Origin of the sequence: Olsenella sp. KH1P3, assembly GCF_900167315.1 — a bacterium.
Taxonomy (GTDB): Bacteria; Actinomycetota; Coriobacteriia; order Coriobacteriales; family Atopobiaceae; genus Olsenella_J; species Olsenella_J umbonata_A.
On the sequence record NZ_FUWQ01000002.1, the window covers coordinates 125,328 to 146,277 of the forward strand.

Here is a 20,950-nt window from a genome sequence, read left to right on the forward strand (position 1 = left end):
CGACAAAGGCGCCCCTGGCCAGTACCTAAGCGAGTGTCAGTGGTGCGGGCGAAAGGATTTGAACCTTCACGGGATTTCTCCCACTGGAACCTAAATCCAGCGCGTCTACCAATTCCGCCACGCCCGCAGTTCACACACAGCCTATGGATGATAGCAAAGGTTCGCGTTAATGGTCCTCATCACGCAAATCTTTCCACGTGCTATGCGCAAACGGTAGCCACCTCCTCTAGCCGAGGTCCTGCAGCGCGTAGGCGCTGATTCGGGCATCCCTGGAGGCGGCGAGCGCCTGCACAAGGGCGGTGGTCGCCGAGAGGGCCGTCACGCAGCAGATACCGCGGTTGACCGCCTCGCTCCTCACCTTGGCGCCGTCGCCGCGCGACTCGTGGCCGTGGGGCGTATTGATGACGAAGGACACGTCTCCGGAGGCCATGAGATCGACGACGTTGGGGTGTCCCTCGCTCACGCGCTTGACGACGCGCGCGGGGATGCCCGCGGCGGCGAGCGTCTTGGCCGTCCCCGCGGTCGCGACGATGTCATAGCCCATGCCACTGATGGCCAGGGCGACGGGCGCAATGGCGCGCTTGTCGCGGTCACAGACGGAGACGAAGACGGCGCCCTCCCCCGGCATCTCGTAGTCGATTGCCTCGCGGGTCTTGGCGTAGGCCTCGGGGAAGGTTTTCGCGATTCCCATGACCTCGCCGGTCGACTTCATCTCGGGTCCGAGGACCGAGTCGGCGCCCGGGAAGCGAGACCAGGGCATGACGGCCTCCTTGACCGCGTAGTAGCCAATCTCGCGCGTCTCGTCGGGAAGCTCGCCCGAAGCGCGGAGGTCGCAGATCTTCTCGCCCTCCATGATGCGCACGGCCATGCGCGCCAGGGGAACGCCAGTGGCCTTGGACGAGAAGGGCACGGTTCGGCTGGCACGCGGGTTGAGCTCGATGACGTACACCTGCTCGTCCTTCACCGCGTACTGGACGTTGAGAAGGCCCTTGATGCCGACCGCGAGCGCCAGCCTGCGCGTGATGTCGCGGATGTTGGCGACGATGGAGTCCGAGAGCGAGAAGGGTGGGAAGCAGCAGGCGGAGTCGCCCGAATGGATGCCGCACTCCTCGATGTGCTCGAGCACCGAGCCCACGTAGACGTCATCGTTGTCGCAGAGCGCGTCGACGTCGAGCTCGATGGCGTCCTCCAGGAAGGCGTCGAGGTAGACGGGGTGGTCAGGCGAGACCTGGGTTGCCTCGGCCATGTAGGTCTTGAGGTCGGCGTCGTTGTAGACGATGGCCATTCCGCGGCCGCCCAGAACGTAGCTGGGGCGGACGAGCAGCGGGTAGCCGATGACGCGGGCGACCTTGCGTGCGTCCTCGATGGTCTCGGCAGTCGAGCTGGGCGGATAGCCAATCTCGAGGCGGTCGAGCAGGCTCGAGAAGCGCTCGCGGTCCTCGGCGAGGTCGATGGCCTCGGGCTGGGTGCCCATGATAGGCACGCCGGCGGCCTTGAGCCTCTTCGCGAGGTTGATGGGCGTCTGACCGCCCAGCGTGACGATGACGCCGGCGGGCTTCTCGATCTCGACGATGTTCATGACATCCTCGAAGGTGAGCGGCTCGAAGTAGAGTCGGTCCGAGGTGTCGTAGTCAGTGGAGACCGTCTCGGGGTTGCAGTTGACCATGACGGTCTCGTAGCCCTTGGCCTCGAGGGCGTAGGCAGCGTGGACGCAGCAGTAGTCGAACTCGATGCCCTGGCCGATGCGGTTGGGGCCGGCCGAGAGGATCATGGCACGCGGCTTGGAGGCCTCGCGGTGCTCCGTGGCGCCGCCCTTCTCGTAGGTCAGATAGTGGTAGTCGGTCTCCGCGGCGAACTCGCCGGCGCAGGTGTCGACCGTCTTCACGACCGGCATGACCCCGAGGACGCCCCTCAGCGCTCGGATGACCTCCTCGCTGGAGCCGGTGAGGTGGGCGATCTGGACGTCCGAGAAGCCCATCTGCTTGGCGGCGAGCAGGCGCTCGGCGCTCAGGCCGCTCACGCCGCCCTCGCGCAGGTTGTTCTCGGCGTAGACGATGTCGGCGATGCGCTCGAGGAACCAGCGGTCGATGCGAGTTGCCTCGTGGACGCGCTCGACGCCCCAGCCGCGGCGCAGCGCCTCGGCGACGTATAGGATGCGCTTGGGGGTGGGCCTGCTGACGAGGTCGTCGAAGTTCTCTTCGTCGTACTCGTCGTTGCCGTCGGAGCCAAGGCCGGCATGCCCCTGCTCGAGGGAGCGCATCGCCTTCTGGAGGGACTCCTCGAAGCAGTGGCCGATGGCCATGACCTCACCGACGGCCTTCATGCGCGTGGTGAGCGTGTCCTCGGAACCCTTGAACTTCTCGAAGGCGAAGCGAGGGATCTTGACGACGCAGTAGTCGATCGAGGGCTCGAAGCAGGCGGGCGTCACGCGCGTGATGTCGTTGGTGATCTCGTCGAGCGTGTAGCCGACGGCGAGAAGCGCCGCCGCCTTGGCGATGGGGAATCCCGTGGCCTTGGAGGCTAGGGCGGAGGAGCGGCTCACGCGCGGGTTCATCTCGATGACGATGATGCGGCCGTTGTTGGGGTTGACCGCGAACTGGACGTTGGAGCCGCCGGTCGCAACGCCGACGCGCTCGAGGCAGGCGATGGAGTAGTCGCGCAGCCTCTGGAGCTCGACGTCGGTCAGGGTCTGCGCGGGAGCAACGGTGATCGAGTCGCCCGTGTGGACGCCCATGGGGTCGAGGTTCTCGATGGAGCAGATAACGATGCCGTTGCCGGCAGAGTCGCGCATGACCTCCATCTCGATTTCCTTCCAGCCCTCGATGGACTCCTCCACCAGCACCTCGTGCTCGGGAGAGAGCTGAAGGCCCTGCGAGACGATGTGGAAGAGCTCCTGCTCATCGTGGGCGATGCCGCCGCCGGCGCCTCCCAGCGTGAAGCTCGGCCTGATGACGACGGGATAGCCAAGCTCGCCGACGATGCGCTTGGCGTCGTCGAGCGTGTGGGCGATGTCGGCGCGAGCCACGTCGAGGTTGATGTCCTTCATGGCGGCAGCGAACAGCTCGCGGTCCTCCCCCACCTTGATCGAGTCGAGGTCGCAGCCGATGACCTCGACGCCATACTTGTCGAGGACGCCCGCCTCGCCCAAGGCGATGGCGCAGTTGAGGGCCGTCTGGCCTCCCATATTCGGGAGCAGCGCGTCGGGGCGCTCGCGCTCGATGACGCGCGTGACGGAGTCGACGGTGATGGGCTCGACGTACGTGCGGTCCGCGGTCTCGGGGTCCGTCATGATGGTCGCGGGGTTGGAGTTGACGAGGACGACCTCGAAGCCCTCCCCCCTGAGCGCGCGGCACGCCTGCGTGCCGGAGTAGTCGAACTCGCAGGCCTGGCCGATGACGATGGGACCAGAGCCGATGACCAGGATTTTCTTGATGTCCTCACGCTTCGGCATTAGAAGCGCCTCCCCTCGCGAACGTCGATTGCAAGATAGTCCTCGCGGCCCTTCATGAGGCGCGCGAACGCCTCGAAGAGGTAGGCCGAGTCATGCGGCCCGGGGTTCGCCTCGGGATGGTACTGGACCGAGAACGCGGGGATATCGAGGAACTGGATGCCCTCGGGGGTGCCGTCGTTGAGGTTGACGTGCGTGAGACGTACGCGACCGAAGCGCTCGGACTCGACCACGGGGGCAATGCGCTTCTCGCTCCAGAAGCGAAGATCGGCGTGGTGCTCCGTCTCGCCACCAGAGAGCTCGGGAACGAGCCTGCCGAGGCTCTCGAACACGAGGCCGTAGTTGTGGTTCTGGGCCGTGATCTCCACCTTGCCGGTCAGAAGGTTCATGACGGGCTCGTTGCCGCCGTGGTGGCCGAACGGAAGCTTCTGGATCTGGGCGCCTGCGGCGATGGACATGAGCTGGTTGCCCAGGCAGATGCCGAAGACCGGAACCTTGCCGAGCACCTCGCGCGCGCAGGCGGCGGTCTGGGTCACCTGCTCGGGGTCGCCGGGGCCGTTGGAGAAGAACACGCCATCCGGGCTCTCGGAAAGAACGCGGGCGGCAGGCGTGTCCCAAGGCATGACCGTAACCTCGCAGCCGACAGACGCGAGGCCCTGCTCGATGCCGCGCTTCTCGCCGCAGTCGAGCGCCACGACGTGGAAGCGCTTCTCGCCCTTTGCGGGAACCGTGTAGCTCTGCCTGGTCGATACGTCGGGGACGAAGTTGTGGGCCGAGATGGGCAGCGACGTGGCTACGCGGGACACCAGGCTCTCGGGGTCGAGGTCGACCGTCGAGATGGCGGCGCGCATCGCGCCGGCGGAGCGAATCTTGAGCGTGAGGGCGCGGGTGTCGATGCCCTCGATGGCCACGACGCCATTCTGCTTCAGGAGCTCGGGCAGGCTGCCCTCGCTCGTCCAGTTGCTGGGCTCATGGCACATGTCATGGACGACGAGACCGCGCAGGAAGAGGCCGCCGGACTGCATGACCTCCCTGCAGACGCCGTAGTTTCCCACCTGAGGATAGGTGAGCGTAACGATCTGCCCGGCGTAGCTGGGGTCGGAGACGATCTCCTGATAGCCTGCCATGGACGTGTTGAAGACGATCTCTCCGAAGGTCTCGCCCTCCGCGCCGGCGCACCAGCCCGAGAACGTCGACCCGTCCTCGAGGGCCAGAAGCGCGCGCGCGTGCCTGTGGCGTTGTGCGAGTAGATTCATTCATTCCTCCTTCTGCCCGTGCTAAAAAAAGAGAGTCCCATAAGGGGGCTCTCGAGAAACTCAGCACTTCATTTTGGGCGCCTTATCGGTATCTCTGTACCGTCCTTAAAGGTTGAAATGAATTCTAGAATGAATCGAATTCATTTCTACGCAAATCAACACAGTCGTTATAAGATTGACATATATACAAGGTCTAGCTGCGAATATCCAGAAAATAGGCCACTGGTCGTATGAAAGCAAGCTCAGAGCGCATATATGAAACAGAGGTCGTCGAGGACGGACCGGGCAAGACCTCCCACCCCAGGCAGGGACGCAAAAGAAAAACCGGATGTCCGAGAGGGGCATCCGGCAAGTGGAGATGAACTGGAGAGCTGAGGCTAGCAGACGCCCTGGGCCATCATCGCGTCGGCAACCTTGAGGAAGCCCGCGATGTTCGCACCGAAGACGAGGTTGCCCTCGTGGCCGTACTCCTTCGCGGCGCTCGCGGCCGCGTTGTAGATGGATGCCATGATGCCCTTCAGACGGTCGTCGACCTCCTCGAAGGTCCAAGAGATGTGGCCTGCGTTCTGGCTCATCTCGAGACCGGACACCGCGACGCCGCCCGCATTGGCGGCCTTTCCGGGGCAGAATGCCACGCCATTGTCGATAAGGTACTCGGTCGCCTCGGTCGTCGTGGGCATGTTCGCGCCCTCGCCGACGACCTTGCAGCCGTTGGCGACAAGCGCCTTCGCGTCCTCGAGCAGCAGCGTGTTCTCGCGGGCGCAGGGCAGGGCGATGTCGCAGGGAATCTGCCAGACGCCACGGCCGTCCTCGGCGTGATACTCGGCATCGGGACGGTAATCGACGTACTTGGCAAGGCTGACGCCCTTGTCGTGACCAGAGCGCTTTTCGGCGTAGATGGCCTCAAGCGCCTCGACGGAGAGGCCCTCGGAATCGTAGACCCAACCCTTGGTGTCGGAGCAGGCCACAACCTTCGCGCCGAGCTGCTCGGCCTTCTGAACGGCGTAGATTGCGACGTTGCCGGATCCGTGGACGACGACGGTCTTGCCCTCGAAGGAGTCACCGTGGTCCTCAAGCAGGTTCTGGACGAAGTAGACCAGGCCATAGCCGGTCGCCTCGGTGCGGGCGAGCGAACCGCCATAGGTGAGGCCCTTGCCGGTCAGGACGCCAGACCACTCGTTGCGCAGGCGCTTGTACTGGCCGAACATGTAGCCGATCTCACGGCCGCCGACGCCAAGGTCACCTGCGGGGACGTCGGTGTCAGGTCCAATGTGACGCTGGAGCTCGGTCATGAAGGACTGGCAGAAGCGCATGACCTCCATGTTCGACTTGCCCTTGGGGTCGAAGTCGGAGCCACCCTTGCCGCCACCCATCGGGAGCGTGGTGAGGGAGTTCTTAAAGATCTGCTCAAAGCCCAGGAACTTCAGCATGCCCAGGTTAACGGTGGGATTGAAGCGGAGGCCGCCCTTGTAGGGGCCGATTGCGGAGTTGTACTCGACGCGGAAGGCACGGTTGACCTGTACCTTGCCGCTGTCATCAACCCAGGGGACGCGGAACATGATGACGCGCTCAGGTTCGACGAGGCGCTCGAGAAGGCCGTTCTCCTCGAACTCGGGGTGCGCGTCGAGCGCGGGCTGAAGCGTGCTGAGAACCTCTTCCGCGGCCTGGATGAACTCAGGCTCGCTGGAATAGCGCTCCTTCAGGTCAGCGATGACCCTTTCGGAATAGTTCATACGCAATCTCCTCTCGCAATGCATTACCAGAACACAACTCGAACTCGATTACGAATTCGTATAAAGAATACGTTCGAAGGATTTCAGAGGCATATCGTCCCAGCTCACCGTAACAAAGAGTAAACGCGAGCTGCCGTTCGCCCCGACGTGGAAAGAAAAGTTGAAAGCAACGTTGCCCAAAGCGATGCACTCGCCTATACTTCTAGAGCGGCTCCGGGGTGTGGCGCAGCTTGGTAGCGCATCTGCTTTGGGAGCAGAGGGTCGCTGGTTCGAATCCAGTCACCCCGACCATAATGCGGCGGTAGTTCAATTGGTAGAGCAGCAGCCTTCCAAGCTGCCTGTTGCGGGTTCGAGTCCCGTCCGCCGCTCCATGGATCCTCAAGGCCAGGTCCCAGTGACCTGGCCTTTTTTCTTATCGAATTTCGTCACGCGTCAAACGACTCGCCAGCCGAGGGCGTCGATAGGGACGTCCCGTGCGCTTTATTCATCAAGCGCGGCGCGTTGCGTGCGCTCCGGCGCGGCAGCCGTAAAATGAACGCACGCAACAGACGACAGGAGAACCAATGACCTCCCCCACCCTGGGAAAGACCCTCATTATCGCCAACCCGGCCTCGCGCAGCGGGCGTGGGGCGGGCGCGACGCGCTTTGTGGAGCGCTTCCTTTCGGCATATGACTCCGCGACCGACAGCTTCGAGGTGTGCAGAACCAGAAGCTCGGGAGACGCCACCATCAGGGCGACGCAGGCCAGGGGCTACGACTCGCTCATCGTACTGGGCGGGGACGGGATAATCCACGAGACGGTCTGCGGCCTCATGCGGCTCGACAGGGAGCTGCGCCCCGCCCTGGGCATCATCCCCATGGGGTCCGGCAACGACTTCGCCCGCTCGCTTGGCATGGTCCTCAACGAGCCACAGACGGCACTCTCCCAGATCATGTCAGGAGAGACACGTCCGTGTGACATCGGGCGCGTGAACGTCAGGGACACCGGAGAGCTGACCTACTTCGTCGAGACCCTCTCGTTTGGAGTCGACGCCGCAATCGCGCTCGACACCACCGCCAGGCGCGCGGGCGACTCCCGCCAGGAGGGCGCGAGCCTCTTTGCAACCTCGGGGGTCAAGCTCTTCTCGCATGCGCAAAAAGGTTGGCCCTACGCCGCATCCTTCGACGGCGGCGAGCCGATATCGGGCCGGGAGATCATCTTTGCGGTGCAGAACGGCCCCACCTACGGCGGCGGCTTCAAAATCGCCCCTGACGCCATCGTAAACGACGGCCTTCTGGACGTATGTCTCAACACGCGCGTCCCCCACGTGGCGCACGCGCTGGCGCTGTTCGCAAAGGCACGCAGCGGCCGACACGTCGAATCGAGGGTCGTTCGCACGCTCAAGGCCAGGAGCATCGACGTTCGCTTCGAGGGAGAAGTTCCTCCCTGCCAGGTCGACGGCGAGGGACTCACGGGCAGCCACTTTGCGATTGACGTGATGCCCGCCGAGCTCAGGCTGATCTGGCCCGGCCGCCTCTAGCACTTCTCCACGGGCGCGCCCAGCAGCCGCCGCGTCACACAACCAGCAGAGACAAAAAGGCGGCCCCCTTGCGGAGGCCGCTTCGTTTTAGCTATGTAGTCAGCGTGGTTCCTGATGCGACTACTTTGCGGCAGCCTGGAGCGCAGCCTTGACCTCAGAGGCTGTCTTGAGCTTGAGGATCTTCTCGGTGAGGGCGTCTGCCTCCGCCTTGGTCCACTCGGAGATGATGCGACGGGTGCGCAGGATCGAGGGGGCGGAAACGGAGAACTCGCTCAGGCCGAAGGAGAGCAGCACGGGGATGAGCAGGGGATCTGCCGCAGCCTCGCCGCACATGCCAACCATGATGCCAGCCTTGTTGCCCTCGGAGATGACGCGCTTGAGGGAGCGAAGGACCGCAGGCTGGTACACCTCGTAGAGGTAGGACACGCGATCGTTGCCGCGGTCGGCGCACATGGTGTAGCCGATGAGGTCGTTGGTGCCAATCGAGAAGAAGTCGCACTCGGCGGCAAGGTCGTCAGCGATCAGGGAGGCCGCAGGGGTCTCGATCATAGTGCCGACCTCTATGTTCTTGTTGTACGCAACGCCACGGGCGTCGAGCTCGGCCTTGCACTCCTCGATGAGGGCCTTGGCCTGGCGGACCTCGTCAAGAGAAGTCACGAGCGGCAGCATGATCTTGATGTCGCCGAAGGCGGAAGCGCGCAGGAGCGCGGTCAGCTGGACCTTGTACTGCTCGGGGTTGTTGAGGCAGTAGCGAACTGCGCGGAAGCCCATGAACGGGTTCTCTTCCTTCTGCAGGTTGAGGTACGGAATCTCCTTGTCGCCGCCCACATCGAGCGTGCGGATGATGACAGGTTGGTCCTTCAGGCGAAGGGCGACCTTCTGGTAGGCCGCGAACTGCTCGTCCTCGCTGGGAAGCTCGGAGGCATCCATGAAGAGGAACTCGGAGCGGAACAGGCCGACGCCCTCGGCATCGTGCTCTGCCGCAACGTTGGCGTCCTCAGGGTTGCCGATGTTGGCGACGAGAAGGACCTTGTCGCCGTCGCCCGTCACGGTCTCCTTGCCGCGGTAGGTCTCGAGGGCAGCCTTCTCGTCGGCGAAGTTCTTCGCCTTGGCGCGATAGTGCTCGAGGTCATGGTCGGAGGGAGAGACGAGGACCTTGCCAGCGCCGCCGTCGATGATGACCATGTCGCCGGTCTTGATGTTCTTGGTCGCGTCGGCGACGGAGAGGACGGCGGGGATCTCGAGGGCGCGGGCGATGATCGCGGAGTGAGAGGTGCGGCCACCGGTCTCGGTAATGATGCCCGCGACGTTCTTCTTGTCGATGTCGGCGGTCATCGAGGGCGTGAGCTCCTCCACGACGACAATCGAGTTCTCGGGGAGCGTGGAGAGGTCGACGACCTCTTTGCCCAGGAGGTCGGCAAGAAGGCCAGTCTTGACGTCGGCGACGTCGGCGGCACGCTCACGGAAGAGCTCGTCCTCCATGTTGGAGAACATGTTGAAGTACATGTCGTAGGCCTCGCTCACGGCCTGCTCGGCGCACATGCCGGAGTCGATGGAGCCGTTGACCATGTCCTTGATGCCGTCGTCCTCGGCAAACTCGATGTGGGCGCCCATGATGAGGGCAGCCTCCTCGCCGACGGACTCCTTCATGCGATCGATCTGAGCGTTGGTCTGGGCCACGAACTTCTCGAGTGCCGCGTTGTAGCGCGCCTTCTCGGCCTCGGGATCATCCGGGGCCGTGGGGGTGAAGGACAGATCGGGAGCGACCGCGACCTGTGCAACGCCAATGCCATAGCCGTCAGAAGCGTTTACGCCTTCGTACATTGAATCCTCCTGTCGATTTGCAGAAACGGCATAGTGCTTTCCGAACTATTGAGCCGAACCGAAGTCCGGTTTCGATCACATGGTAAGAGCCTGGTGGAGAAGAGCCTACTTCTGCTCGGCAATGAGCTTGTTGAGGTTCTCGTACACGCGGTCAATAGTAGCGCGCTTTGCGATGCCCTTGCTCGCGGCAGTTGCGGTGCCGCAGGCAGAGGCGAAGCGGAGGGCCGTCTCGTAGTCAGCGCCCTCCTGACACTTGGCGACAAAGCCAGCGACCATGGAGTCGCCGGCGCCAGTGGCGTTGACGAGGCGAATCTTTGCCGTAGGAACGGTGTGTACCTCGCCGTTCTCGTCGTAGAGGAGCGCACCGTGGCCACCGCAGGAAACGATGACGTTCTGCGCGCCGCGCTCGTGGAGCTCCTTGGCAAAGGGGATGCACTCCTCGGGCGTCTCGGGACGGGCGTCAAAGATGCGGCCAACCTCGTGGTTGTTGGGCTTGATGAGGAACGGACGTGCAGGCAGCGCCTCAAGCAGAAGGGAACCAGGCGCATCGACGACGAACCTGATGCCGCGGCCCGCGAGACGCTTCATGATGGTGTCGTACATATCCTCGGGGAGCGACTTGGGGATGGAGCCAGTGAGGATGAGCGTGTCGCCCTCGCCCACGTAGTCGATCCTCTCGAGAAGCTCGTCAACCTTCTTCTCGGAGATCTTGGGGCCCATGCCGTTGACCATGGTCATGACGATGCCGTTCAGCTTGACGTTGATGCGCGTAAAGCCGTGGTCGAGGCGGACGAAGTTAGACGAGATGCCATTCTTCTGAAGGGTCTCGATAAGGTAGTCACCCGTGAAACCTGCGGCAATGCCGTAGGCAACGTTGACGACCTTGAGCTCATTGAGCAACGTTGAAATGTTGATGCCATTGCCACCGCAGTAGAGCTCCTCGCTCGATGAGCGATTGGTGAAGCCCATGTCCAAAGTGAGCGGATGCATGACGTAGTCAATAGCCGGGTTCAACGTGACGGTGTAGATCAACGGAAGCTCCTTCCAGCACACAATGTAGACTCCATTATGCCGCAAGAGTCATGCAGCCTGCTGCGAGAAACAACACACCGGACACGCAAATTAGAATTATTTCTCAACATTTGAACGCTTGTCATCAAATAGTGGTCAACTTCTTGTGACAACATGACGAAAGCGTTAAGAAGAGGCCACGGCGCCCGAAGGCGGCCGTGGCCGACTAGTCTATGGTGCGCCCTAGGCGATTCGAACGCCTGACCTGCGGTTTAGAAGACCGATGCTCTATCCAGCTGAGCTAAGGGCGCGCGCCGCTCCATAGTAGCACGAAACTACGGTCGAAAGACAAGCCGCGTCGAGCCGTCAGCGCACGGCTCGCGATCAGCGATCGGCCTGGGCCTCGAGCGCCCTCCTACCAAGCTCGAGGCAGCCAAGGATGCCCTGCTTCTCGTTGAGGCTGTTCGGGACGATGTAGCTGTCAAGGTCCTCAAGCTCAGGGGTCCTGAGGTACTTGTTCAGATACGCCGCAAACTTCTCGCGAACCAGCGGAAGCAGCTGCTCCTGGTGCATCACGCCGCCGCCGAGGATGATCTTCTGGGGAGAATAGCAGACCACATAGGTCTCGAGCGCCTGCGCGATGTAGTCGCTCTCGAGCTCCCAGACCTCGGGTCGGTCGACGAGCTTCTTTGCGGGGGCACCCCAGCGCGCCTCGATTGACGGGCCGCTCGCCAGGCCCTCGAAGCAGCGGTCGTGAGATGGACAGATGCAGGAGCCGGGGTCGCCGGGAGACACGGTAAGGAGGATGTGCCCAGCCTCGGGGTGAAGCATGCCGTGAACGAGCTCGCCGCCGATCATGACGCCCGCGCCGATGCCCGTACCGATGGTGATGTAGACTACGCTGTCGAGGCCACGGGCGCAGCCGAAGGTTGCCTCGCCGAGGCACGCGACGTTGACGTCGGTGTCGTAGCCCATGGGGACGTCGCAGCCCTTGCGCACGTTCCCCAGGAAGTCATAGCCCTGCCACGCCAGCTTGGGCGTGAAGAGGATGCGGCCGAAGTCGGGGCTCTTGGGATTGACGGCAGTGGGCCCGAAGGCGCCGATGCCGATGGCGTCCACGTTCCTCTCGGCAAACCACGCGGCCATTTGGGGAACCACCTCGTCGGGAGCCACCGTGGGCATGGAAACCTGCTCTTCGATGTTGCCGTCTGCGTCGCCAACGGCAAGAACCATCTTCGTTCCGCCGGCCTCAAGGGCACCAATACGCTTGGACATGCTCTCTCCCATCAACGGGGCGCTACGCGCCGAAACAAGCTAAGCTAATACTGCATCGTTGCAGCACATTCTATATGAGAACGATTCCATATTCATACAATACGCCTACTTTCGGCCCAAACCAAGAACGTGCAAGGACCAATCAGCCCAAGTTGCGTGTTTTGGCGGCAAGCGCGGCAACGATGGTCTTGGAGTCCTGTATGAGCCCCGCCGCCACGGCGTCGACCACGTCGTCGAGCGGAACCCAGACGACGTCGGCGAACTCGCCCTCGTCCAGACAGCGCTCGCCCTCCCTCAGGCCGTGGGCAATATATATAGATGTTGCCTCGTCGCAAAAGCCGGGAGATCCGACGCTCCTCGCCAGGAACTCCAGGTTGTCCGCCACCAGTCCCGTCTCTTCCCGCAGCTCGCGCGCGGCGCAGACGGCAGGATCTTCTTGCCCATCGACCTTCCCGGCGGGAATCTCGAGCGTGGCTCGGCCCAGTGCGACTCGGTACTGCCTGACCAGGCACATACGGCCATCGCGCACCACGCATACGCCCGCTCCCCCATGGTGACGGACGATCTCGCGCGCGGCACGGCGACCACCAGGCGGGGCCACCTCAAGAAGGTGCGCCGAGAAGATCGCGCCCCTCCAGACTGCACGGTCCGACAAGACCCGCTCCTCCAGCCGGGCGTCAGGCCCTAGGAGCCCCTCGATGGTCGAGAGCCCATCGGCCGATTCCGCATCTTGCCTCAACGTTGGCACCTCCGAATGATCGCGGCAGCGCGATTGCGCGCAATACGTATATATCAATTCGCATATATCAAGCATACGTCTCGGCGGACGCGCAAACGTGGTCGTGCTGTGCCGAGTATGCGCGTTTATTTCGGAAGATGCGCCACGCCCGTATTGCGCGACCCGCGCTCGCATACCATGGGCAAGGCGCGCAGGGCACATCTCGCCCGAAGGGGACGGCGAAAACACTCCCGAGGCCACCCCACGTCCAGAGCACGCTTGAAGCAATCCGAACGATTGGAACAACAAATATGTCAGAAACACAAGGGAGCCGAAGGGTTCCAAGGCACCATCATGCGAATGACGGTCGCGCAGATCGCGAGGCCTCCACGAGCGGCGCCGAGGGGTTCGCCGCGCTTGGCCTGAGCGACCAGACGCTCGCTGCCGTCAAGGACATGGGGCACACTGTGCCCACCCCCGTCCAGGCACAGTCCATCCCCCTCACCCTCGCAGGCAGGGACGTCCTCGCAGCCGCGCAGACCGGCACAGGCAAGACGGCCGCCTTCCTGCTGCCCACACTCGACCGCCTCTCGCACGCCGGACGCGGAGAGGGCCCGCTCATGCTGGTGGTCACCCCCACAAGGGAGCTCGCCCAGCAGATCGACGGCGTCGCGCAGGTCATCTGCAAGCACACGCACCACAAAGTGACGACCGTCGTAGGCGGCGTAAGTTACGAGCCGCAGAAGTCCGCGCTCAGGCACGGCTGCGACGTGCTCGTCGCCACGCCAGGCCGTCTGGAGGACCTCATCGCCCAGGGCGCGGCCAACCTCTCGCACGTTGAGGTGCTCGTTCTGGACGAGGCCGACCGCATGCTCGACATGGGCTTCCTGCCGGCAGTCAAGCGCATTGCGGCAAAGACCCCCCAGTCAAGGCAGACGTTGCTCTTCTCGGCCACCCTCGACGAGGACGCCCAGGAGTGCACGGCTGGCCTCGTGAAGAACCCCGCCTGCGTGGAGATTGCCCGCAGGGGCAGCATTGCCGACACCATCGACCAGTTCATCCTGCCCGTTTCGGCGAAGGCCAAGAACAACCTCCTGATCCAGCTCCTCAAGCGCGAGGGCTCGCAAAGGGTGATCGTCTTCTGCCGCGGCAAGCACCGTGCCGACGGCATTTGCCGCCGTCTTCGCAAGGCAGGCATCACCTGCGCGCCCATTCACGGCAACAGGTCGCAGAAGCAACGCGAGAACGCGCTACGCAACTTCAGGTCCGGCGACGTCGACGTGCTGGTGGCGACCGACGTGCTGGCGCGCGGCATCGACATCCCCGAGGTGTCCTACGTGGTCAACTTTGACGTCCCCGGCGAGGCCGAGGACTACATCCATCGCATCGGTCGCACCGGTCGCGCGGGAGAGTCCGGCTGGGCGCTAACCTTCGTCACCGAGGACGACTACCTCGACCTTCGCGATGCCGAGCAGCTGATGAAGTCCATCGTCCCCCTGTACCAGAAGACGGACGGTCTCGACCAGGGAGAAGACCTTCCCAAGATCGACCCACACCGTGACCCCCTGGAGAAGCTTCCCGGGAAGAAGGCCCGAAAGAAGATGGCCGAGGCCCGCGAGGCCAGGCGCAAGGCCCAGGAAGGCAAAGTCGCACTCCAGGACGACACCAAGTCCCAAGGCAACGCCAAGCCCCAAAGCGGTACCCAGAAGAGGAGCTCCGAGCGCGGCAATAGGAAGCGCGAGCGCGGTGGAAAGCGCCTGGCCGACAGAACACAGAAGCCCAGGCGCAAGTCAGGCGGCGAAAAGAGAGGGCCTTCGCGGGCGAACGAGCCTTCTGGCCGCGCGGTGCAGAAGTTCGGTCCCGCTGGCAAGCCGACGGCAAAGCCGAAGCGCCTGAAGCGTCATCCCGGCGACCGCGGCGGAAGACGGTAACACCGGCATAAGCCAGACATGGCAAGCGTCAGGGGGCATCCGAGAGGGTGCCCCCTGCATCTCGAGCACGAGGCCCACACGTAGAAATCAACCGTCCCTTTCGAACACCCAGGGCCTGTTTGCCTATTCACCACTGGAGGAACGCCCCAGAGTAACATGAGCGGAATTACCTCTTCCGCCCCCTACTCAACGACCGTCGTATACAGGCCGTAGTTGGCAAGCGTTAGGGGGGGGTACATCGCCCACTCGTTCTGAAGCCTCTCGCGGCGGGCCGCCAATAGTTCGGCGTCGTTCCCACACGCCCCCCCGAACGCTGGTAGCGCTCCAACGCGTTCTCGCCCCCCAATGGCGCGCGTCGGCGAGGACGTACCGCACGGTGCAGAGGATGAGGTCCATTGCATTTCCGTCATCCCCGTCCACCCTGCACGCGAGCTTGCGCGCCGCACGGCGGCGAGAGCCCCATGCCCTATATGATCATGTAGACAGGGCGATTACTCCCTATGGCCGTAGTGTGGTGAAGTCACGTTTAGAGCGCGAGGGCAATATCATGCGAAAGCACTCTAAGAATCTACGGTTTTGCGTGGCATTGCGCTATGGCAAGGGAATTCGCAGTGTCGTTCTACCACTCCGAGCAATGGTAGGGGACACGCGAGGAGTACATGAACATGCCAGGAAAACAATGCTCGGAACGTGTCTGGGCACGCCCCGCAAACGCCGCTGAGTGCACTGGCAACGTGACGGCACCGCAAGGGGCTATACGGACAGAGAGCTTTCCGATCGCGAAGCTCAACCGAAGTCGCGTAAAAACCAGACCGCGCTTCTGAGTCACATTGCTTTGCAATTATTGGCGATTCTTCTAAAAGAAAAAGGTCAGAGGACAAAACCTCTGACCTGCTGTTCCAGATGGTGGGTCGTGAGGGGGTCGAACCCTCGACCTTGGGATTAAGAGTCCCCTGCTCTACCAACTGAGCTAACGACCCAAAGAAAAACCAGTCGCAAGCGACTGGCCCTGGTATGTAAGATGGTGGGTCGTGAGGGGGTCGAACCCTCGACCTTGGGATTAAGAGTCCCCTGCTCTACCAACTGAGCTAACGACCCATCTACGGTTATAAAATGGGGTGGGTAGAGGGGCTCGAACCCTCGACCTACGGAGCCACGGTCCGTCGCTCTGCCAACTGAGCTACACCCACCATTTGGTCCACTCGATAACGCGCTTGATTATCATGCCTAAACCTGAGCGATGATGCAAGGGCGATTTTCAAATTCTTTTCCGAACCCCCGATTCATCACATTCCATTCCCATTTTTGTTGACGTCTGCGTGTTAGGTGTCACTGCAAAAGCAGCCTCGGGATAGCTTTGCTCACTGCACATCACCTTTTTAATTACCAACCAACAAATGGCGTTTTAAATCAAAAAGTGGCTTCTTTCGAGGGTCTCTCGCATGCAATAATCCGTCATCCATTACCCGGCGAGCATAAATGGAGACGAGATGAAGCATCGAGGCGACACACGAGCGCGCAAGGCAATCCCTCCCCCACTTTGACCACAGACAGCCAGACGGCCCAGTCGGCCATAGGGCAAGGCGCACCCCATGCGCCCAAAAGACGGGAGGAAGCCATGAGAGCGTCACCAAGGTTCCAGCAGAGCAAGGCCGCGGCAGCGAAGGCGCTGCCGCGAGGAAAGCGCGTCATGCCCATGCTCGTGATGGCCATCGTCCTGATAGCGATCACTGTACTCGCGTCGAGCGGATACGGGCTCGACGCAGGACAGAAGACCTTCACGGGATTCAAGACAGAGTCGGGGCAATGGGGATACAAGTCGAACTCAGACGAGGTCGCGTACTGCCTCGACGGCCAGAAGGCGGGTCCGGACGGAGCAACCTACGCGGCCTGCAGCGAAAAGGCAACCGGGGCCGCCGGCTACATAGCCTTCCACGGATACCCACGCACGACCTCGATATGCGGACGGGACCTCACGCCCAATGAGGCGCGCATGGCGACCCAATGGGCCCTCTGGATCCATGGGGGCTTCCTCACGCGTTCCGGCCTCACCGCAAAGGCCAACGCGGCCGAGGGCTATCCTGCAGGGGCTCGATGGCTCCCCTGGCACCAGTCTCGCAAGGAGGTGCGCGACGCGGCTCTCGCGCTCTTGGACGAGGCGGAGGCCTGGGAGCGTGCGGGCTCGGACGGAAGCGAGTCCGAGTATGCAATCGTGTACCAGCCCACGGGCGCAGGCGACCGACAGCGCATACTGCTCGCGCCCAACACCGGCTCCATCGAGCTCCGCAAGCAAAGCGCCGCCCCCGGCGTGACGCGAGACAATCCCAACTACTCCCTTGGTCAGGCGTCATACCTTGTCTACCTGGACGAGTCCTGCACGCACCGCGCTCGGGACATCTTCGGCCGCGAGGTCGATATCACGACCGACGAGAGCGGCCGCGGAAGGGCTGACGACCTGCAGGAGGGGACATACTACGTCAAGGAAGCCGGATCTCCGCGCGGATTCGCGCTCAGCCCCGAAATACACCGCGTCACCGTCACGAGGGACGACGTCTCGACCGTCGAGGGCAAGGTCGAGGACAACCCGAAGACGGCGATGGCCACAGTGCAGAAGCTCGACCAAGACGGCGTAGCCCTCGGCTCGGACGCCGTGGCCGCGAGCGCACAGGGCAACGCGAGCCTGGAGGGGGCGCTCTTCGAGCTGTCCTTCTACGCGAGTGCAGACGGAAGGCGCGAGGGAAGGCCAACGAGGGTCTGGACGTTTCAAACAGACGAGAAGGGCGTAGCGACCTTCGATGAGGCGCACTTCTCGTCCGGAGACGAGCTGTACAGGAACGCCTCCGGGAAGATCGTTCTCCCCCTTGGGAGCTATTCGGTCAGGGAGGTCGCGGCGCCTTCCGGATACCAGCTGAGCGATGCCGATTCGCACCCGTTCGACATCGTGCAGGAGAACGGGGTCGCGAAGGTGAAAAGCGACAGCTGGAACGTTCCCCAAGCCAAGGGCGCAGAGGGACGCGCGATATCGGACAGGGTCCTCAGAGCGGGCATCTGCGTCCGGAAGGAGGACACCGAGCACGGGCGAGCGCAGGGAGACGCCTCTCTCGCGGGCATCAGCTTCGATATCGTCAACAAGAGCCGCGGCGCCGTCGTCGTGGACGGCAACGTCTACCAGCCCGGGGACCGCATCAAGGGCCGGCTCGTGACGGACGAGAGCGGGCGGGCGAGCACGGCGTGCGATCTTCTGCCCGTGGGAACCTACGAGGTCGTCGAGGCCGCCTCAAACGAATCTATGCGTCTCGGTAGCGAGGGGAAGACCGTCACCATAGCTCCCGGCGACGTCGGCCGGCTCGTCGAAGTGGACTCGGCCTTTTCCGACGAGGTGAAGCGTGGCGGCATAGGCGTCAGGAAGGTCGACCTCGAGACGGAGGCGAACAGGCCTCTGGGCGCCGCCAGTCTGGATGGCGCGCACTTCTCGGTGAGGAACGCGTCTGACGCCCCCGTGGTAGTCGGAGGAAAGGCCTACGCCCCCGGAGAGACCATCGACAAGGCAGAGCTGGTGACAGACGACAAGGGGGCCGCGCAGACGGCGGGCGACCTCCTGCCCTACGGGACCTACGAGGTGTGGGAGAGCGCCGCCCCGCGAGGCTACCTCCTGTCAGACGAGAAGTGCCGGGCCACCCGGCAGACGGTCATGCTGCGGGAAGACGGGGCCATCGTGTCGCAGCCCGAGGGCCCCACGAAAGACCAGGTGATCCGCGGTGACATCGCCTTCACCAAGAAGGAGGCCGGAAGCATGCGGCCCCTGGCCGGGTGTGCCTTCAAGATCACCTCGCTCACCACGGGGGAGTCTCACGTTGTCGTCGCAGACCAGAACGGCATGGTCGACACCTCGGCCGGCTGGGTCCCGCACACGCGCGACACCAACAAGAACGACGCCGCCGACAACCAGGATGGGTCCGCGGACGAGTCCAAGGGCACGCCCAACGCGGGCGTCTGGTTCAGCGGCACGAAGGACGGCGAAGCTAGGCCGAACGACTCCCTTGGCGCCCTTCCCTTCGACAGCTACGAGGTCGACGAGCTCACGGGCCCGTCCAATGAGGGGACCTCGCAGGTGAGCTTCACCGTTACCATCACCCGAGACGACGTGAAGGTCGACCTGGGAACCATCGACGACGAGCCGCTGCCGAGGCTCGAGACCGTCGCCCGCGGAGACCTGGGCCCGAAGACCAGCGCTGCATCCGCCGAGGCAAAGCTGGTGGACACCATCTACTACGACAACGTGAAGCCCAACTCCCGCTACACCGCCGTGGCCACGCTGATGGACAAGCGCACCGGAAAGATGGTCACGTGCGACGACGGCAGCGCGGTGGAGGGAAGGTGCACCTTCAGCACGAACGCCCCCTACGGGACCGCAGAGGTCGACATTCCGGTTGACGCGACTGGTCTGGGCGAGCGCGACCTCGTCATCTTCGAGACGCTCCTGGACAACAGGGGCAGACGCGTGGCAATCCACAACGACCCGGACAACGCCGACCAGACAATCAGCATCCAGCCGACCATTTCGACCAAGGCCAGCGACGGGGCTGACGGAAACCACGAGGTACCCTCCGCCGGAGCACAGACCATTGACGACGAGGTCTCCTACAGCGGCCTGATTCCGGGCGAGAAGTACGTGATCTCCGGATGCCTGATGGACGGAAGGACCGGACAGCCGCTACTGGACGCAGACGGCAATCGCCTGACGAGCGAGGTGTCGCTCGCTCCGGTGGAGCCGACAGGAAAGGCACGCGTCTCGTTCCATCTTGAGGGAGAGCAGGGGCAGACGGACTCCATCGTCGTGTTCGAGAGACTGACGCGAGGCGACGAGGTCGTCGCCACGCACGAGGATCTCTCCGACGAGAGTCAGACGATCAAGGTGCCGCGCATCGAGACCTCAGCGTCAAACGCGCCTGACGGGACCAGCCAAAACCAGGCAGGTGACAATCCGACGGTGACCGACCGCGTCACCTACACCGGGCTCGAGCCGAACGCCACGTACATGCTGACGGGCAGGCTGGTTGACAAGGACAACGGACAGGAGTTGACGGATCCGAACGGAAGGACGCTCGAGGCAGAGCTCGAGTTCACCCCCGAGGAGGCCTCGGGGACGGTGAGCCTGTCCTTCTCGGCGCCCAGAGAGACGCTCGCGGGAAGGAGGGCCGTGGCGTTCGAGAAGCTCGAACGAGACGGAGTCGTGCTCGCCTCCCACGAGGATCTCGACAGCGAGGAGCAGAGCGTGAGCTTCCCGGAGCTCCAAACCGAGGCCTGCGAGACCGAGGACGACTCGCACTTCGCGGGAAGCGAGGCGCCGTGCCAGATACGGGACGTAGTCACGTACAGTGGACTCACGCCCGGTGCCACCTACGTCGTCAGGGGCTCGCTCAGACAGGGCGGAACCGGGGAAGCGCTTCCGGAGGGCAGCGGCCAGGCCGTCGAGTCTCAAGCGGAATTCGTGCCCGAGACGCCAAGCGGGTCGGTCGAGGTTGCCTTCGACGTCGACGGGAGCAAGCTCAAGGGAAAGGCGGTCGTCGCGTTTGAGGAGCTCTGGGCAGGCGACAGGAAGGTCGCCGAGCACGCCGACGCGAACGACAAAGCACAGTCGGTCCACTTCGCGCGCATGGCGACAAGAGCGTTCGACAAGGCGGACGGTGACTCGGCCGTCGATGCCGGAAGGGCCGAGCTGGCAGACGAGGTCTCATACGAGAACCTCGTCGCGGGCCAGGAGTACAAGCTTTCGGGGACGCTGATGGACAAGGAAACCGGACAGCCGGCACGGGACGCCGAGGGAAGCGAGATCCGTGGAGAGGCGACGTTCACCCCACATGAGGCAAGCGGAACGGCGGAAGTAACCTGCAAGGCTGATTTGGCCACACTTGATGGGCATGAGCTGGTATTTTTCGAGAGCCTGACAAAAGGCGACGTAGAGATCGCGTCTCACAAGGACATCGAGGACAAGGAGCAGACCGTTCGAGTCGAAAAGAGGAAGGGGGCGGCCATGCCCCAGACCGGCGTCATGTCGCTTGCCGCCGTGGCCATCGCAATCGGGGTCGCGCTCTTGATAGTGCAGGGCCTTGCCAAGCCGAGGTCGGGCACGCGCCATGAGTAGGCGGAGGGCGCCGCGCGGCAGAGCACCCCGGCACCCTTCCCTCAGGCGTCTGGCGCTCGTCGTAGGGCTAGCCCTACTAGCCCTGGGGT

General features: G+C 63.3%; 10 protein-coding genes and 7 tRNA genes. 5 read left to right on the forward strand and 12 right to left on the reverse strand.

What is annotated here, in order from left to right:
- Nucleotides 1-40: 40 nt before the first annotated feature.
- The 4 genes from B5D13_RS02970 to gdhA all read right to left on the reverse strand — a co-directional run bounded on the left by B5D13_RS02970 (nucleotide 41) and on the right by gdhA (nucleotide 6,437).
- Nucleotides 41-127 (reverse strand) — tRNA-Leu (locus B5D13_RS02970).
- Between the two features lie 99 nt (nucleotides 128-226).
- Nucleotides 227-3,451 carry a carbamoyl-phosphate synthase large subunit gene (gene carB / locus B5D13_RS02975; RefSeq protein ID WP_078686859.1) on the reverse strand — a complete coding sequence of 1,075 codons (3,225 nt, stop codon included), beginning with the start codon at nucleotides 3,449-3,451 and terminating at the stop codon, nucleotides 227-229.
- On the reverse strand, nucleotides 3,451-4,704 hold the full coding sequence (carA, locus tag B5D13_RS02980) for a glutamine-hydrolyzing carbamoyl-phosphate synthase small subunit (protein ID WP_078686860.1): 1,254 nt from the start codon (nucleotides 4,702-4,704) through the stop codon (nucleotides 3,451-3,453). Before carA ends, carB begins: the two co-directional genes overlap by 1 nt.
- Nucleotides 4,705-5,081: 377 nt before the next feature.
- Nucleotides 5,082-6,437, reverse strand: coding sequence for an NADP-specific glutamate dehydrogenase (gene gdhA / locus B5D13_RS02985; protein ID WP_078686861.1), 1,356 nt, complete (start codon nucleotides 6,435-6,437; stop codon nucleotides 5,082-5,084).
- A gap of 214 nt (nucleotides 6,438-6,651) precedes the next feature.
- Here gdhA and B5D13_RS02990 point away from each other — a divergent pair.
- From B5D13_RS02990 to B5D13_RS03000, 3 genes are all read left to right on the forward strand, one after another.
- Nucleotides 6,652-6,728, forward strand: a tRNA-Pro gene (locus tag B5D13_RS02990).
- 4 nt (nucleotides 6,729-6,732) lie between these two features.
- Nucleotides 6,733-6,808 (forward strand) — tRNA-Gly (locus tag B5D13_RS02995).
- A 192-nt stretch (nucleotides 6,809-7,000) separates the two neighbouring features.
- The gene (locus tag B5D13_RS03000) at nucleotides 7,001-7,957 is read left to right on the forward strand and encodes a diacylglycerol/lipid kinase family protein (RefSeq protein ID WP_078686862.1); all 957 of its coding nucleotides are present in this window, start codon (nucleotides 7,001-7,003) and stop codon (nucleotides 7,955-7,957) included.
- Between the two features lie 120 nt (nucleotides 7,958-8,077).
- Here B5D13_RS03000 and ptsP read toward each other — a convergent pair whose 3' ends face one another.
- From ptsP to B5D13_RS03025, 5 genes are all read right to left on the reverse strand, one after another.
- Nucleotides 8,078-9,781 (reverse strand): phosphoenolpyruvate--protein phosphotransferase, encoded by a 1,704-nt coding sequence (gene ptsP, locus B5D13_RS03005; protein WP_078686863.1) that lies wholly within the window; start codon nucleotides 9,779-9,781, stop codon nucleotides 8,078-8,080.
- A gap of 105 nt (nucleotides 9,782-9,886) precedes the next feature.
- Nucleotides 9,887-10,813: a 1-phosphofructokinase gene (gene pfkB / locus B5D13_RS03010; RefSeq protein ID WP_078686864.1), complete on the reverse strand. Its 927-nt coding sequence runs from the start codon at nucleotides 10,811-10,813 to the stop codon at nucleotides 9,887-9,889.
- Between the two features lie 213 nt (nucleotides 10,814-11,026).
- Nucleotides 11,027-11,103 (reverse strand) — tRNA-Arg (locus B5D13_RS03015).
- 73 nt (nucleotides 11,104-11,176) lie between these two features.
- Complete coding sequence (locus tag B5D13_RS03020) at nucleotides 11,177-12,067, reverse strand: ROK family protein (protein ID WP_078686865.1); 891 nt, start codon at nucleotides 12,065-12,067, stop codon at nucleotides 11,177-11,179.
- Between the two features lie 142 nt (nucleotides 12,068-12,209).
- Nucleotides 12,210-12,722, reverse strand: coding sequence for an NUDIX hydrolase (locus tag B5D13_RS03025; RefSeq protein WP_234970655.1), 513 nt, complete (start codon nucleotides 12,720-12,722; stop codon nucleotides 12,210-12,212).
- Between the two features lie 374 nt (nucleotides 12,723-13,096).
- Between B5D13_RS03025 and B5D13_RS03030 the strand changes: the two genes are divergently transcribed.
- On the forward strand, nucleotides 13,097-14,716 hold the full coding sequence (locus B5D13_RS03030; protein ID WP_078686867.1) for a DEAD/DEAH box helicase: 1,620 nt from the start codon (nucleotides 13,097-13,099) through the stop codon (nucleotides 14,714-14,716).
- Between the two features lie 904 nt (nucleotides 14,717-15,620).
- Here B5D13_RS03030 and B5D13_RS03035 read toward each other — a convergent pair.
- From B5D13_RS03035 to B5D13_RS03045, 3 genes are all read right to left on the reverse strand, one after another.
- A tRNA-Lys gene (locus B5D13_RS03035) sits at nucleotides 15,621-15,696 on the reverse strand.
- A 42-nt stretch (nucleotides 15,697-15,738) separates the two neighbouring features.
- Nucleotides 15,739-15,814: transfer RNA gene (locus B5D13_RS03040), tRNA-Lys, on the reverse strand.
- A gap of 16 nt (nucleotides 15,815-15,830) precedes the next feature.
- A tRNA-His gene (locus B5D13_RS03045) sits at nucleotides 15,831-15,906 on the reverse strand.
- 428 nt (nucleotides 15,907-16,334) lie between these two features.
- Between B5D13_RS03045 and B5D13_RS03050 the strand changes: the two genes are divergently transcribed.
- On the forward strand, nucleotides 16,335-20,861 hold the full coding sequence (locus B5D13_RS03050) for a VaFE repeat-containing surface-anchored protein (RefSeq protein ID WP_143327739.1): 4,527 nt from the start codon (nucleotides 16,335-16,337) through the stop codon (nucleotides 20,859-20,861).
- Nucleotides 20,862-20,950 lie beyond the last annotated feature (89 nt).

Excerpts from the sequence above, each read along its gene's own strand:
- ptsP (WP_078686863.1), bottom strand. The coding sequence starts at position 9,781 with ATGTACGAAGGCGTAAACGCTTCTGACGGCTATGGCATTGGCGTTGCA.
- carB (WP_078686859.1), bottom strand. The coding sequence starts at position 3,451 with ATGCCGAAGCGTGAGGACATCAAGAAAATCCTGGTCATCGGCTCTGGT.
- B5D13_RS03000 (WP_078686862.1), top strand. The coding sequence starts at position 7,001 with ATGACCTCCCCCACCCTGGGAAAGACCCTCATTATCGCCAACCCGGCC.
- carA (WP_078686860.1), bottom strand. The coding sequence starts at position 4,704 with ATGAATCTACTCGCACAACGCCACAGGCACGCGCGCGCGCTTCTGGCC.
- B5D13_RS03030 (WP_078686867.1), top strand. The coding sequence starts at position 13,097 with ATGTCAGAAACACAAGGGAGCCGAAGGGTTCCAAGGCACCATCATGCG.
- B5D13_RS03050 (WP_143327739.1), top strand. The coding sequence starts at position 16,335 with ATGAGAGCGTCACCAAGGTTCCAGCAGAGCAAGGCCGCGGCAGCGAAG.
- gdhA (WP_078686861.1), bottom strand. The coding sequence starts at position 6,437 with ATGAACTATTCCGAAAGGGTCATCGCTGACCTGAAGGAGCGCTATTCC.
- B5D13_RS03020 (WP_078686865.1), bottom strand. The coding sequence starts at position 12,067 with ATGTCCAAGCGTATTGGTGCCCTTGAGGCCGGCGGAACGAAGATGGTT.